Raw genomic sequence first — 13484 nt, 5'->3', positions numbered from 1 at the left:
AAAAATGCCGCTTACCTGATCAGGTAAGCGGCATTTTTTTTGCGCTGAACACCTTGTACGTTTGTCTGGCTTACAGCCGCGTTGCCTTGAAGGTGTCGCAACGGCCGACATCGCCACCGTCGAAACCAGTCTTGAACCAGCGCACGCGCTGCTCCGAGGTGCCGTGGGTGAAGGAGTCCGGTACCACCTGGCCGCGGGCCTGCTTCTGCAGGCGGTCATCGCCGATGGCGTTGGCGGCGCCCAGTGCTTCCTCGATATCCCCTGGCTCCAGCCAGTCATGCCGGCGTTGGCCGTGGAAGGCCCACACGCCCGCCAGGCAGTCGGCCTGCAACTCCTGCCGTACCAACAGGCCAGTGGCGCCTTCCACCCGTTCGCCGCGCTGGCGGGCGGCGTTGACCTTGGCCGAGACGCCGAGCAGGGTCTGCACGTGGTGGCCGACTTCATGGGCAATCACATACGCCTGGGCAAAGTCGCCGGCCGCGCCAAAGCGTTGCTCCAGCTCGCGGAAGAACGCCAGGTCGATATACACCCGCTGATCGCCGGGGCAATAGAACGGCCCGACCGCCGAGTTGGCGAAGCCGCAGGCGGAATTCACACCGCCCTGAAACAGCACCAGGGTCGGGTCCTTGTACTGCCGATTGGCGCCCTGGAAGATTTCCCGCCAGGTGTCCTCGGTATCGCCGAGCACCGCGCGAACGAACTCCGAATGCTCGTCATTGGTCGCAGGCGCGGAGCTTTGCGGCGCGCTGACCGAGCCGCCCTGCATGGCTTGCCCGGCCAGCTGGCCGAGGATCTGCATCGGGTCCTGGCCGCTGAGCAGGCCGACGATCACCACGATGGCCACCCCGCCCAGGGTTAGCCCTTTGCCGCCGCCCATGCGTGAGCCGCTGCCGCGCGCATCCACCACGTTGTCACTGCGTCTACCGCGTTTCCAGCGCATCGCTATCGTCCTGTTTGTATGCCGAGCTTGAGTGTCGTCCGCAGGCTTGAACTACGCCAGTGCAGTCGTCACTTATTCAATAGTGGGGTATTCGCTGATCACCCGCTCGGCGCCTTGTTTATCCAGGCCGATGACCTGATAGGCGTCGCGCACATTGCCGTATTCCATACCCGGTGAGCCGGCTGGCATGCCGGGTACGGCCGCGCCGAGTAGGTCGGGCTGTTTGCGCATTTTGAGAATGTCGGCGGCCGGTACATGGCCTTCGACAAACTGGCCGTTGATCACTCCGGTATGGCAGGAGGACACGCGCGGCGGCACGCCCAGGCGCTGTTTGACCGCACTCATATCGGTTTCTACATGATCAACAACGTTAAAGCCGTTGTCCTGCAGGTGGCTGATCCAGGCCTTGCAGCAACCGCAGTTGGCATCGCGATGCACATCGATGGTCAGGGGTTCGGCGGCGAAACTCAGGCTGCTGACAAACAGCCCGGCGAGAACAAGCAGCTGGCGCATCGGGTGACTCCTGGCAGGTGAAAGGTTGAGCATAGCGCCCGACGGCCGTGGCTAACCACCGTCGATTTCCGAAAGGCGCGGCTGGGGCTTATGCTGCGTGCTCGATTTCTGGGCTCTCGAATTCTAAGAAAAGGATGCTGTCCATGTTGTTTGCACGCGTAGTACTGGTGATTCAACTGTTGGCATTGGCGGGCCTGGGCCTGGCCTATTTTGTCCGCCCCCATGAAATGGCCAACCTCAGCGGCATGCTGCTGATGTCGCCAGCGGCCGCCACCGATATGCGGGCGTTCTACGGTGGCCTGCAACTGGGTCTGGCGGCGTTTATCGGTTTGTCGCTGAGCCGGCTGGACTTCACCCGCGCAGCGCTGACCCTGCTGGTGCTGCTCTACAGCGCTCTGGCGCTGGCGCGGATTGGCGGCCTGTGGCTGGATGGCGGCGCGCAGCAGACTTTCAATCTCTACGCGCTGCTGCTGGAAGTGGTCTCGGTGGGGCTGTGCTTCTGGGCGCTGCGCGGTTTGCAGCGCGTTTGAGTCAGCGTGCGGCGGGGAAGCCTTCGAGGATTTTCGCCACGCCACGATCGAAGTTTTTCTGGCTCATGTCCGGGTTGTGCAGCTGCCGGTTGATCTGCGCCTGAAACAGCACCGCCTGGGTCTTGCTATCGAGAATGCGCAGGGCCAGGCGTGCGCGCTCATCTTCGGTGGCGCGGGTCTGGGTATAGACCGTGCCGCCGACGGCCACCGGGGCAAGCTCAATGCCTTGCGCGTGCTCCAGGCCCAGGGCGTAGATGACCTGCATATCAGGCTGCGTTTCAGTGAAGCGGTAACCCTTGGCGCTGAGTGCGTTCTGCACCGCCTGGTTAAAGCGCTGCTCCAGATCCATACGATGACCGCTGGCCCTGACCGCCCGCACGCTGAAGGTCTGATACGGCGTGGCTTGCACGGGCTGCAGCACCTGTATCGACGGTTCTGGCGTGCTGGTGCAGGCACTTAGCAGGGGCAGCAGCAGGGCTAACAGATAACGATGCATCGACGACTCCTTGGTGGGTGGGTGCCAGGCACCCTGGCCAGCGCAGTCTAGGTCGGGTGGCGCAACCTTGCGCCAATCCGCCGATGGGTCTGCTGCTTGCACCCTGTGTCGCTGTGGGTGGCGTGGTAACGCTAGCGGCGCTCCAGCAACACACCCGACTCCATATGGTGGGTGTAGGGGAACTGGTCGAACAGCGCGCAGCGCGTCACCTTGTGGGTGTCGTTGAGCTGGGCGATGTTGGCGGCCAGGGTTTCCGGGTTGCAGGAGATATACAGAATGCGCTCGAAGCGCCGGGTCAGTTCGCAGGTGTCCGGGTCCATGCCGGCGCGCGGCGGGTCGACGAATACGCAGCCGAAGTCGTAGCTTTTCAGGTCGATGCCGGCCAGTCGACGGAACGGCCGCACCTCATTCAGTGCTTCGGTCAGCTCTTCGGCGGACAGACGCACCAGGCTGACGTTATCCACGCCATTGTCGGCCAGGTTGGCCAGGGCGGCGTTGACCGACGACTTGCTGATCTCGGTGGCCAGCACCTTGCGTACGCGGGTGGCCAGCGGCAGGGTGAAGTTGCCGTTGCCGCAATACAGCTCCAGCAGGTCATCCTGGCGTTCGCCAAGCGCGTCATAAGCCCAGGCGAGCATCTTCTGATTCACCTCGCCGTTGGGCTGAGTAAACGCGCCCTCTGGTTGGCGATAGCTGAAGGTACGGCCGGCGACTTGCAGTTTTTCCTCGACATAATCCCGGCCGATCACGATGCGCTTGCCCTTGGAGCGGCCAATGATGCTGACCTGCAAATCGGCTGCAAGCTTCTCGGCTTCGGCCTGCCAGGCTGTATCCAGCGGACGGTGGTAACACAGGGTGATCAGGCCATCGCCGGCCAGGGTGGTAAGAAACTCGACCTGAAACAGCTTGAAGCTCAGGGCGCTGCTGGCTTGCCAGGAGGCTTTCAGTCGTGGCATCAGCGCATTGATCTGCGCGCTGGCGATGGGGAAGTCTTCGAAGAAGATCGGGTTGAGGTTATCGCCGGCCTCGAACATCGCGTAGTGACGGTCCTCACCCTCGCGCCACAGGCGGAATTCGGCGCGCAGGCGATAGTGCTCGCGCGGCGACTCAAATACCTCGGGGGCGGGTGCATTGAACGGCGCCAGCAGCTCGATCAGGCGCTGCTGCTTGTCAGCAAGCTGGGCGGCGTAGGTGGCGGGATCGAACAGGGAACGGCTCATGCGGGACTCTTTTCAAAAAAGGAGGCGGGTGGGCTGTTGCCCACCCCCAGGGTCATCAGGCGAAGTACGCCAGTTTGATCGCAAACAGTACCGAGAGCACCACCAGCGCCGGGTTGAGGTCGCGCCAGCGGCCGGCCAGCAGCTTGATCAGGGTCCAGGCGATAAAGCCGAAGGCGATGCCGTTGGCAATCGAGAAGGTCAGTGGCATGGCCAGTGCGGCAACTACCACGGGGGCGGCGACGGTGAGGTCGTCCCAGTCGATCTGCGCCAGGCTGCTCATCATCAGCACGGCGACGAACAGCAGCGCCGGTGCGGTGGCGAAGGCTGGTACGGCGCCCGCCAGCGGGGCGAAGAACAGCGCCAGGAGGAACAGGATTGCCACCACGCAGGCGGTCAGACCGGTGCGTCCGCCGGCACTGATGCCCGCAGCGGATTCGATATAGCTGGTGGTCGTCGAGGTGCCCAGCGCCGCGCCGGCCATGGTCGCGGTGCTGTCGGCCAGCAGGGCGCGGCCGAGCTTGGGCATCTTGCCGTCCTTGTCCAGCAGGTTGGCTTTTTGCGCCACGCCGACCAGGGTGCCGGAGGTGTCGAACAGGTCAACGAAGAGGAAGGCGAAAATCACGCTGAGCAGGCCGATATCCAGGGCGCCCATGATGTCCAGTTGCAGCAGGGTCGGCATCAGCGAGGGCGGCATCGACACCACGCCGCTGAGCTGCGACAGGCCGAACAGGATCGACAGGCCGGTGACCAGCAGAATGCCGATCATCACCGCGCCGGTGACCTGGCGGTAAGCCAGGGCCGCGATGACGAAGAAACCCAGGCAGGCGAGCATGGCGCCTCCCTGGCTTAGGTCGCCGAGGGTCACCAGGGTGGCCGGGTGGTCGACCACGATGCCAGCGTTCTTCAGCGCGATGATCGCCAGGAACAGGCCGATACCGGCGGCAATACCGGCACGCAGGGCCAGCGGGATGCTGTTGATGATCCATTCGCGGATCTTGAAGATCGACAGCGCGAAGAAGATCACCCCGGAGAGAAACACCGCACCCAGCGCCACCTGCCAGGTGTGACCCATGGTCAGCACCACGGTGTAGGTGAAGAAGGCGTTGAGGCCCATGCCCGGCGCCAGGGCAATCGGGTAGTTGGCCAGCAGGCCCATGATGGCCGAGCCAATTGCCGCCGCCAGGCAAGTGGCAACAAAGACCGCGCCCTTGTCCATGCCGGTTTCGGCGAGCATGTTGGGGTTGACGAAGAGAATGTAGGCCATGGTCAGAAAGGTGGTCAGCCCCGCCAGAATCTCGGTGCGCACCGTGGTGTTGTGGGCTTTGAGTTGGAACAGTCTTTCCAGCATGCGGAACTCCCCGTAACGGCTTTTTTGCCGTGTTTATGCAAACCGAAAGCAAAGCACATCCACGCATGGGTGCATGTTTTTGCTGGCGATCTGGAAAAAGGCGCGCATCATATCAGCTCGTCTGGAAGGGGTGAATTTATGACCGCTCGGACAGTTTATGTACCTGATTTGCAAGGAGCGAAATGATGACTGCACGGGCCCTTATCAGCGTTGCCGATGGTGTCGAAGACCTCGAATGCGTAACCCTGATTGACGTACTGCGGCGTGCTGAAGTCGAGGTGGTGGTGGCCAGTATCGAAAGCCGGCGGATGATCACCTGCGCCCGTGGCACGCGCCTGACCGCCGACACCATGCTGGTGGACGTGCTGGCCCAGCCCTTCGACCTGATTGTGCTGCCGGGCGGTATGCCGGGCGCGCAGCACCTGGCCGAGCACGAGCCGCTGGCCGAGCGGGTGCGTGAGCAGGCCAAGGCCGGCAAGCTGTTCGCCGCCATCTGCGCCGCCCCGGCCCTGGCGCTGCAGCACTACGGCGTGCTCAAACAGCGGCGCATGACCTGTTATCCGGCGTTCAGTGATCGGCTGAGCGGCTGTGTGTTTGTCGATCAGCCGGTGGTGGTCGATGGCAACTGCATCACCAGCCAGGGCCCTGGTACCGCCCTGGAGTTTGCCCTGACCCTGGTTGAGCAGCTGTGTGGCAAGGCCGTGCGCAAGCAGGTCGCCGAGGCCATGCTGGTCAGCTAGTCGTTGCTTCGCTCGGGGCCTTGCGGATGCAGATGATCGCGCTTGGCCAATTCGGGGAACAGGCGGATCCATATCCCGGTGACCAGAATGGCGCCCACGCCGCCAATCAGCACCGCAGGCACCGTGCCAAGCCAGGCCGCGCTGACCCCCGCGCGGAAGTCCCCAAGCTGATTGGATGCGCCGATAAACAGCCCGTTGACCGCGCCGACGCGGCCGCGCATCTCGTCCGGGGTTTGCAGCTGCACGAAGGCGCCACGAATCACCATGCTGATCATGTCCGCCGCGCCCAGCACTACCAGCGCCGCCAGGCTGAACCAGAGTGAAGTGGAGAGGCCGAAGCCGATGGTCGCCACACCGAAGATCGCCACCGAGGTGAACATCACCGGGCCGACCCGCCGTTCAATGGGGAAGCGCGCCAGCCACAATGACATCAGCAGCGCGCCAACGGCCGGCGCCGAGCGCAGCAGACCGAGGCCCCAGGGGCCGGTGAGCAGAATGTCCTTGGCGAATACTGGCAGCAGCGCGGTTGCGCCGCTGAGCAGCACCGCCAGCATGTCCATCGACACCGCGCCGAAGACGGCAGGGCGGCTGCGAATAAAGCGAAAACCGGCCAGCAGCGAATCCAGCGAGACCTTCTGTTTCAGCGGCAGCTGGCGCGCCGGCAGGCTGAGCATCAGGCTCAGGGCGCAGCCATATAACAGCACGGCCGGGCCGTAGACCCAGTGCGTGCCGAGCGCATAGAGCAAGCCGCCCAGCGCCGGCGCAATGATGGTGGCGGCTTGCATGGCCGAGGCGGAGGCTGCCACGGCGGCGGGAAACAGCCCGGGCGGCACGATATTCGGCAGCAAGGCCTGGGTTGTGGGCATCTCGAAGGCGCGGGCGGTGCCGAGCAGAAAGGCAATCACGAAGATCATCTCGCGGCTGATGCCGCCTGCGCCGCTGCCGAGCAACAGGCTCAGGGCAATCAGCCCCTGCGCGCCCTGGCAGAGCGCCGCCACCTTGCGCCGATCAAAACGATCGGCAACATGCCCAGTGACCAGGATAAACAGGATTTTCGGCAGAAACTCGATCAGCCCGACCAGGCCGAGATCCAGCACGTTGCCGGTCAGCGCATACATCTGCCAGCCAATCGCCACGGTAATCATCTGGAAGCCGCTGGCGGTAAATACCCGGGCGAACCAGAAGGCGAGAAACGGACACTGATGACGGAGCAGAAGCTGGGACATGGCCGAAAAGGCTCGGACGGTTGGCGGGAGACGCAGCCTAGCATGCGTCTGCGCGGGCCGGAGCCAGGGCCTGGCAATTGAGAAGTCTGATATGCGCGCAGGGAGTAAATCTGACCTTAAAGGCAGGTTTTTATTCTGTTGTGGGAATGACTTGGGTAGAATCTGACTTTCAGGTCAATAAGTCTGTCGTCTACGCTGATTCTGCTCCGTCCTTGTAAGCGGTGCGCCTGTCACTCTCTTGTTCAAGCAAACGGCCAGGCTGCTCTGGCCCCGAGGAACGGACATGTCCACTCCTGATTTATCCCGTCGCGCCTTTCTGCAAGGCAGCGTAATCGCCGGTATCGGTATCAGCTTCGCTCCACTGGGCAGCAAGGCTTTTGCGGCATTGTTCGAAGAGCGCGTCACGCGCATGCCGCAGCCCTGGTATGACGCCAGCGGCAAGGCCGTGGCGCGCATTGATGGGGTGTCCAAGGCGTGCGGGGCCAAGGTGTTTGCCCGCGATATCCGCGCCAAGGACATGCCCGGCTGGCCGCAGCAGCAAGGTCATGCCTTGTTGCTCAAGGCCACGCGCACCGAGCAGCTGTATCAGGGCTTCGATCTATCAGTACTGCCGGCCGAGTTGCAGCCGCAACGGGTGGTCACCGCCAGTGACCTGGTTAAGGACGGCATCGCCTTCCCGGATGGCCATAATCTTGATCCGCTGCTGCCCGAAGGCCAGGTGCCGATGTTTATCGGCCACCCGGTGGCGCTGCTGATCTGGCATGACTTCGAGCGCTATCGCCAGGCCAAGAACATTATCAAGTTCAACGACAAGGTGATCCGCTACGGCGAGCAAGCGCCGGCGTTCCAGAGCGACCCTTACGGCAGTTTCCGCTTCGTGCGGGTCGGAGGCGCTACACCGTTTGAGGTCGACAAGTTTTCCAGCCTCAAGGACAGCATGCTGTTTCCGCTGATCCACAACCGCAAGCCGGCCTGGGGCGAAGGCAAGGTCAGTGGTGATCTGACCCAGCAGGGCCTGTACCACGCCGAGCAGATGCTCCAGCAGCTGCAGACACCGCCGGACGACTGGCTGGTATTTGATGAGCGCTTCACCACCCAATCCATCGAGCCCGCCGCGCTGGAGGCCGACAACGGCAATGGCTGGTTCGACGTGGCCAGTGGCACCCTGCATTTTGTGGTCGCCACCCAGTGTCCGTTTGAAGTGGCTGAGCAGACCGCGCATATGCTCGCGCCGTCGCGCTTCGGTGTGAAGAAACTCAGCATGCACCCCGGCTACACCGTCGGTTACGGCTCCAAGGACAACAACATCCACGTGTTCTATGCGGCCCTGGCCGCGCTCTACGGCAGCGGTGTGCCAGTGCGCCTGGCCAATGATCGCTACGAGCAGTTCCAGAGTGGGATTAAGCGACATCCCTTCGATATGCACTACCAGCTTGCGGTGAACAAGCAGGACCACAGCTTCCAGATCTTCCGCGCACACATGGATGTCGATGGCGGCGGTCGCGCCAACTACAGCTCCTCGGTGGCAGCAGTCGGGGCCACGGCGGCGCAGTCGATCTACTACCTGCCGCGCAGCGATCTGGCGGCCACAGCCTACTATTCGCGCGGCGTGGAAGCCGGCTCAATGCGCGGTTACGGCACCCTGCAGACCATGGCGGCCACCGAGATGATGGTGGACGAAGTAGCCGGGCGGTTGAACATCGATGCCATCGCGCTGCGCAAGAAGAACGTGTTCCAGTCCGGCATGAAGAACACCCAGGGCGCGATCCCGGCCGGTGCTCTGCGCCTCGACGAAATCCTCGACAAGGCCGCGCAGCACGAGATATGGAAGAACCGCGTTGAGCGCAAGCAGCGCTTCGATGCCGAAGATCCGGACAACCTCTACGGCGTCGGTTTCGCCATCTGCCAGAAGGACTTCGGCACCGGCTCCGAAGCGCCGATGGCCAGTCTGGAGTTCAGCGCCGATGGTCGCGTCAGCCTGCGCCAGATCGCCATCGACATGGGCACCGGCATGGCCACTTCGCAGGCCTTGCTGGTCGCCGATTACCTCGGCCAGCCCGCCGATGAAATCAAGACCGGCGAAACCGAGTGGAGCGAGCTGGCCCTGACCACCAGCGGCAACCCCTACATGATTAGCCAGGCCGAGCAGGACGCGGCGCTGCAGAACCCGCGCTGGGTCGGCAAGCTGGCCTCGCCTTCGTCGGCGACCAACTCGTCCTACTACACCGGGCACTCCACCCGCGAGGCGGCGCGCATCCTGTTTATTCATGGCTTGTGGCCGGCGGCCCTGGCTATCTGGGGCCGTGGTGAGCACGGCGGCCTGGCCAATCCTTATGTGGTGCGCCGCGAGAATGCGCACTGGGTCGATGGCAAGCTGACCGCGGACGGCATGCCGCCGATTCCGTTCAAGCTGCTGGCGCACAAGGCTCATGAGCTGGGTTTGGTCACGGGCGTGAGCGTGCACGGCTTCAACCGCTGGAGCTGGGCTGAGGGTGAGTTCGAGATCAACGGCCAGCGCGAGCGCGTGCCGCTGGATGCCCTGGCGGTGAAATACGGTGACGGTGCAACCTCCGCGCAGAGAGCGCAGATGAGCCGCAACGGCTTCCACCTGCTCGATCGCGTCAGCATCAAGTACCCGGTCACTCAGCTGAACAACGCCATGGTCACCTACTACAGCCCGGTGGCCACCCTGGTCGAGGTCAAGGTCAACAAGGGCAGCGGCGAGGCGCGGGTGATCAACCATCACTCCTGGCTTGAATGCGGCCGGGTGATCGTCGAGGAACTGGTGCTCGGTCAGCTCGAAGGCGGTATCGCCATGGGCATCGGCCACGCGCTGCTGGAGGAAATGCCACTGTATGAAGGCGGCCCCGGCGATGGCACCTGGAACTTCAACCGCTATCAACTGCCGCGCGCCAAGGATTGCGCGGTGTGGTCGCAAAGCGCGGAGATTCTGCCGCCCCTATCACCCAGCGACCCGGCCAAGGGCATAGCCGAGGTGGTGATGATTCCGGTGGTCGGCGCCATCGTCAACGCGGTGGCCCACGCCACCGGCAAGCGCCTGCGCGACCTTCCCCTGACTCCGGCCCGCATCAAGGAGGCCCTCCATGGCTAAGCGCCTGCTCAGCATGATTATCAACAGCCAGGCAGTCGGCCCGATGGAAGTGGCCGACGACCTGATGATGATCGACTTTCTTCACGAATACCTGAACCTCACCGGCTCGCGTCTGGGTTGCGGTCAGGGTGTTTGCCACGCCTGTGTGGCGATCCTCGACAAGCCCGACGGCACCAGCGAAGAAATCCGCACCTGCATCACCGGCGCACATTTCTTCGACGGCAAGCGCATCCGCACCATCGAGGGCCATGCCAAGCGCGATGCCCAGGGTGAGGTCAGTGAGCTCAATCCGATCCAGCAGAAGTTCGTCGATCAGTTTGCCTTTCAGTGCAGCTACTGCACGCCGGGCTACGTCAACGCCGCCACCGTACTGGTGGAAAAGCTGCAGCGTCAGCCGGTCAAGCGCAGCGAGCTGGAGGGCGAGATCGAAGACGCCCTGGGCAAGCACATCTGCCGCTGCACCGGCTACGTGCGCTACTACAAGGCCGCGCGCGATGTGGTCGAGTCCCTCGGTCTGGTCAAGGAGGGTTGAGCATGAAGAACATTCTGATCGCTGCCGCCCTGTTACTGCCGTTGGCCGCCCAGGCCGCCGATAAGCAACTGATCGAGCGCGGCAAGTACCTGGCGCGCGCCGCTGACTGTGTGGCCTGCCACAGCGTCGAAGGCGGTGCTGAGTACGCCGGCGGCCTGCCGCTGGAATCGCCATTCGGCACCATCTACGGCACCAATATCACCCCGGACAAGCAGTACGGCATCGGTGAGTACAGCGCCGATGATTTCTACCGCGCGGTGGCCGAAGGTGAACGGCGTGATGGCAGCAAGCTCTATCCAGCGATGCCTTACACCTCCTATCACTTGCTCAAACGCGAAGACTCCGACGCCATCTACGCCTACCTGATGAGTCTGGAGCCGATTGCCAAACCCAGCCCGCAAACCAGCCTGAGCTTCCCGTTCAATGTGCGTTTCGGCCTGAGCTTCTGGAACATGCTCTACAAGAGCCGCGTGCAACTGCTGCCGGCCGAAGGCAAAAGCGAGACCTGGCAGCGCGGCCAGTACCTGGTCGAGGCACTGGGCCACTGCGGCGAGTGCCACACCCCGCGCAATGCCCTCGGCGCGTTGCAGCAGGATCAGCGTCTGCAAGGCGGCGTGCTGCTCGGTTACGAGGCACCCAGCCTGCTCGCAGAGGACCTGGCCGAGCGTGGCTGGAGCACCTACGACCTGGCGACCTTCCTCAAACATGGCATCAGCGCCCAGGGTTCGATGTTCAACGAGATGTACCCGGTGCTGCACCACAGCACCCAGTACCTGCCGTTGGACGACCACAAGGCCATGGCCACCTACCTGCTCGGCGATCAGCCGCCAGAAGCGCGCAAGGTGACCGCCGTGGCGCTGGATCAGCTCGACGAAAGCGCACAGCAAGGCCGCCAGCACTACCTCAACCTGTGCGCCGGTTGTCATGGCGTGGCGGGCGAGGGCGTCCCGCATGTGGCCGTGGCGATGGATGGCAACACCACCCTGCGCCTGAACGAGGCCCGCAACCTGTTGCGGGTGATCGATGACGGCATCAAGGAGCAGCAGTTCACCGGTTTCGAGCGCATGCAGCCAATGCCGGGTTTCAGCGACAAGCTCGATGACGGGCAGATGCGCGACCTGCTGCATTACCTGCGCCAGACCTGGGGCGGCCAGGATGCTGAGCTGAGCCCGCAGCAGGTCAGCCAGTTGCGCAGCGAGAAGGGCCATTGAGGCTGGGTGAATACTGATGCAGCACCTTGATCAGCTGGTTGTGCGCCAGGCGCTGCAATGGTCTGCAGCGGGGCAGCGGGTGTGGCTGTGCACGGTGCTGGCCACCTACGGCTCGGCGCCGCGTGCGCCGGGTTCACTGCTGGCCGCCACCGCGAGCGGCGAGTGGGTTGGCTCGCTGTCCGGCGGCTGCGTCGAGGATGAGTTTCTTGAACGGCTGGCCGCCGGTGCGTTCCCCGAGCCGATCTATCTGCTGCGTTATGGCGATGGCAGCGACCCGCACTCGCAGATCAGCCTGCCCTGCGGCGGCGTGCTGGAAGTGCTGGTGGAAAACCTGCCGGCCGACTGCGCGGTACAGGCACATTTGCGTGAGCTGGAAAGCGCTTTGGCTGGCCAGCGCCGGCTGATCCGCGAAGTGGCGGTGCCCAGCGGTGAGCGCCGCTTGCTGGCCGACAGCACGCAGGGGCCACGGGTGGAGCGTCAGCCGAACCTGCTGCGTTTGCGCGTCGGCGCGGCCCAGCGCTTGCTGTTGGCAGGTTACTCCTCGGTGGCCCAGGTCTGTGCGCAGTTCGCCCAGGGCCTGGGCTTCGAGGTAGTGCTCTGCGATCCGCGCGACGAAGTGCTGCAAGGTGTCGACTTGCCGGGAGTGGAAATCCGCCGCGAGCTGCCGTCCGAAGTGATTCGCCTCGGCGGTTGCCATGCCGATACCGCCGTGGTGGCGCTGACCCATGATCCGCGTATCGACGATCTGGCGATGATCGAAGCGGTACGCACTCCAGCGTTCTATATCGGCGTGATGGGCTCCATGGTCACCAGCAGCAAACGCTTCGAACGCCTGCGCCGGGTAGGCGGCCTGGATGATGCCCAGCTGGCGCGGATTATCGCGCCGATTGGCCTGAACCTGGGCAGCAAGACCCCGGCGGAAATCGCCCTGGCGGTAATGGCCGACATCCTGCGGGTGCGCAACGGCCTGGCGCGGGATGCGCTCTAGTATGCCCACGGTGCTCGCCTTGATGCTCGCTGCCGGTCGCGGCAAGCGTTTTGGCAGCGACAAGCGCCTGGCCCGTTTGCCGGATGGTCGCAGCCTGTTGGCCGCCAGCGTCGAGCAGGCGTTGCAGGTGTTCACGCAGGTGCATGTGGTGCTGCGCGCGGAGGATGACCCGCAGGCACTGGGCTTGTCGGACGCCTGCCGGATTATCCGCTGCAGCGACGCCGACCAGGGCATGGGCCACAGCCTGACTGCCGGCATGCGCGCCCTGGCCGGGCAGGATGCCGAGGCTATCGCCGTGTTGCTCGGCGATATGCCCTGGGTCGCCGCAGGCAGCCTGCGTCAGCTCATCAGCCAGGCGGCTGCCGAGCGCATCGTCTACCCGCTGTACGCCGGCCAGCGCGGCCACCCGGTACTGTTCGGCCGTGAATTCTGGCCGCAATTGCAGGATCTGCGCGGTGATGAAGGTGCGCGTGCGCTGTTGCAAGCCAGCCCAGCCGCTTGCCACGGCATCGTTGTAGATGACCCTGGCGTACTGCGCGATGTCGATCGACCAGATGCGCTGTTATAAGGCGCCAGCCCTTGTGACAGCCGGTCGCGCGACAATCGACCACAGCTGAACTTACCCCGG

The 13484-nt window shown here is 63.9% G+C and carries 13 protein-coding genes; 7 read left to right on the top strand and 6 right to left on the bottom strand.

Going from position 1 to position 13484, the window contains the following annotated elements; translation table 11 throughout:
- Positions 1-70: 70 nt before the first annotated feature.
- Both ypfJ and ACQ4LH_RS12240 read right to left on the bottom strand, forming a co-directional pair.
- The gene (gene ypfJ / locus ACQ4LH_RS12245; protein ID WP_430697409.1) at positions 71-940 is read right to left on the bottom strand and encodes a KPN_02809 family neutral zinc metallopeptidase; all 870 of its coding nucleotides are present in this window, start codon (positions 938-940) and stop codon (positions 71-73) included.
- Between the two features lie 72 nt (positions 941-1012).
- Positions 1013-1453 carry a DUF411 domain-containing protein gene (locus ACQ4LH_RS12240; protein WP_430697408.1) on the bottom strand — a complete coding sequence of 147 codons (441 nt, stop codon included), beginning with the start codon at positions 1451-1453 and terminating at the stop codon, positions 1013-1015.
- 143 nt (positions 1454-1596) lie between these two features.
- Between ACQ4LH_RS12240 and ACQ4LH_RS12235 the strand changes: the two genes are divergently transcribed.
- Positions 1597-1983, top strand: coding sequence for a DUF4345 domain-containing protein (locus ACQ4LH_RS12235; RefSeq protein WP_311089373.1), 387 nt, complete (start codon positions 1597-1599; stop codon positions 1981-1983).
- Position 1984: 1 nt separating this feature from the next.
- Here the strand turns inward: ACQ4LH_RS12235 and ACQ4LH_RS12230 are convergent, their stop codons facing one another.
- From ACQ4LH_RS12230 to ACQ4LH_RS12220, 3 genes are all read right to left on the bottom strand, one after another.
- Positions 1985-2479, bottom strand: coding sequence for a DUF4136 domain-containing protein (locus ACQ4LH_RS12230; protein WP_430697407.1), 495 nt, complete (start codon positions 2477-2479; stop codon positions 1985-1987).
- A gap of 131 nt (positions 2480-2610) precedes the next feature.
- Positions 2611-3699 carry a tRNA (uridine(54)-C5)-methyltransferase TrmA gene (gene trmA, locus ACQ4LH_RS12225; protein WP_430697406.1) on the bottom strand — a complete coding sequence of 363 codons (1089 nt, stop codon included), beginning with the start codon at positions 3697-3699 and terminating at the stop codon, positions 2611-2613.
- A gap of 55 nt (positions 3700-3754) precedes the next feature.
- Entirely contained in the window at positions 3755-5047 is a 1293-nt protein-coding gene (locus ACQ4LH_RS12220) for an NCS2 family permease (RefSeq protein ID WP_170049396.1), read from the bottom strand.
- A 185-nt stretch (positions 5048-5232) separates the two neighbouring features.
- Between ACQ4LH_RS12220 and ACQ4LH_RS12215 the strand changes: the two genes are divergently transcribed.
- Positions 5233-5787, top strand: coding sequence for a DJ-1 family glyoxalase III (locus ACQ4LH_RS12215; RefSeq protein ID WP_430697405.1), 555 nt, complete (start codon positions 5233-5235; stop codon positions 5785-5787).
- Here the strand turns inward: ACQ4LH_RS12215 and ACQ4LH_RS12210 are convergent.
- On the bottom strand, positions 5784-7013 hold the full coding sequence (locus ACQ4LH_RS12210; protein WP_430697404.1) for an MFS transporter: 1230 nt from the start codon (positions 7011-7013) through the stop codon (positions 5784-5786). The genes ACQ4LH_RS12215 and ACQ4LH_RS12210 overlap by 4 nt on opposite strands.
- Positions 7014-7296: 283 nt before the next feature.
- Here ACQ4LH_RS12210 and ACQ4LH_RS12205 point away from each other — a divergent pair, with 283 nt between their 5' ends.
- Genes ACQ4LH_RS12205 through ACQ4LH_RS12185 form a run of 5 tightly spaced genes read left to right on the top strand, consistent with a single transcriptional unit; the run spans position 7297 to position 13424 of the window.
- A complete protein-coding gene (locus ACQ4LH_RS12205; protein ID WP_430697403.1) occupies positions 7297-10125 on the top strand; it encodes a xanthine dehydrogenase family protein molybdopterin-binding subunit in 2829 nt (942 codons plus the stop codon).
- A complete protein-coding gene (locus ACQ4LH_RS12200; protein WP_430697402.1) occupies positions 10118-10657 on the top strand; it encodes a (2Fe-2S)-binding protein in 540 nt (179 codons plus the stop codon). The genes ACQ4LH_RS12205 and ACQ4LH_RS12200 overlap by 8 nt, the downstream gene beginning before the upstream one ends.
- Before the next feature lie 2 nt (positions 10658-10659).
- Complete coding sequence (locus ACQ4LH_RS12195; RefSeq protein WP_430697401.1) at positions 10660-11868, top strand: cytochrome c; 1209 nt, start codon at positions 10660-10662, stop codon at positions 11866-11868.
- A gap of 16 nt (positions 11869-11884) precedes the next feature.
- A complete protein-coding gene (locus tag ACQ4LH_RS12190; protein WP_430697400.1) occupies positions 11885-12856 on the top strand; it encodes an XdhC family protein in 972 nt (323 codons plus the stop codon).
- 1 nt (position 12857) lies between these two features.
- Positions 12858-13424: a nucleotidyltransferase family protein gene (locus ACQ4LH_RS12185; protein ID WP_430697399.1), complete on the top strand. Its 567-nt coding sequence runs from the start codon at positions 12858-12860 to the stop codon at positions 13422-13424.
- The last annotated feature ends 60 nt before the right edge of the window (positions 13425-13484 follow it).

This window comes from Pseudomonas peli, from assembly GCF_050563605.1.
In the GTDB taxonomy this organism is placed as follows: Bacteria; Pseudomonadota; Gammaproteobacteria; order Pseudomonadales; family Pseudomonadaceae; genus Aquipseudomonas; species Aquipseudomonas peli_A.
Note: the sequence above shows the minus strand (reverse complement) of the source record. Positions and strands in the feature narration are given on the sequence as shown.

Coding starts and splice junctions, on each gene's coding strand:
- ypfJ (WP_430697409.1), bottom strand. CDS start 940: ATGCGCTGGAAACGCGGTAGACGCAGTGACAACGTGGTGGATGCGCGC.
- ACQ4LH_RS12240 (WP_430697408.1), bottom strand. CDS start 1,453: ATGCGCCAGCTGCTTGTTCTCGCCGGGCTGTTTGTCAGCAGCCTGAGT.
- ACQ4LH_RS12235 (WP_311089373.1), top strand. CDS start 1,597: ATGTTGTTTGCACGCGTAGTACTGGTGATTCAACTGTTGGCATTGGCG.
- ACQ4LH_RS12230 (WP_430697407.1), bottom strand. CDS start 2,479: ATGCATCGTTATCTGTTAGCCCTGCTGCTGCCCCTGCTAAGTGCCTGC.
- trmA (WP_430697406.1), bottom strand. CDS start 3,699: ATGAGCCGTTCCCTGTTCGATCCCGCCACCTACGCCGCCCAGCTTGCT.
- ACQ4LH_RS12220 (WP_170049396.1), bottom strand. CDS start 5,047: ATGCTGGAAAGACTGTTCCAACTCAAAGCCCACAACACCACGGTGCGC.
- ACQ4LH_RS12215 (WP_430697405.1), top strand. CDS start 5,233: ATGACTGCACGGGCCCTTATCAGCGTTGCCGATGGTGTCGAAGACCTC.
- ACQ4LH_RS12210 (WP_430697404.1), bottom strand. CDS start 7,013: ATGTCCCAGCTTCTGCTCCGTCATCAGTGTCCGTTTCTCGCCTTCTGG.
- ACQ4LH_RS12205 (WP_430697403.1), top strand. CDS start 7,297: ATGTCCACTCCTGATTTATCCCGTCGCGCCTTTCTGCAAGGCAGCGTA.
- ACQ4LH_RS12200 (WP_430697402.1), top strand. CDS start 10,118: ATGGCTAAGCGCCTGCTCAGCATGATTATCAACAGCCAGGCAGTCGGC.
- ACQ4LH_RS12195 (WP_430697401.1), top strand. CDS start 10,660: ATGAAGAACATTCTGATCGCTGCCGCCCTGTTACTGCCGTTGGCCGCC.
- ACQ4LH_RS12190 (WP_430697400.1), top strand. CDS start 11,885: ATGCAGCACCTTGATCAGCTGGTTGTGCGCCAGGCGCTGCAATGGTCT.
- ACQ4LH_RS12185 (WP_430697399.1), top strand. CDS start 12,858: ATGCCCACGGTGCTCGCCTTGATGCTCGCTGCCGGTCGCGGCAAGCGT.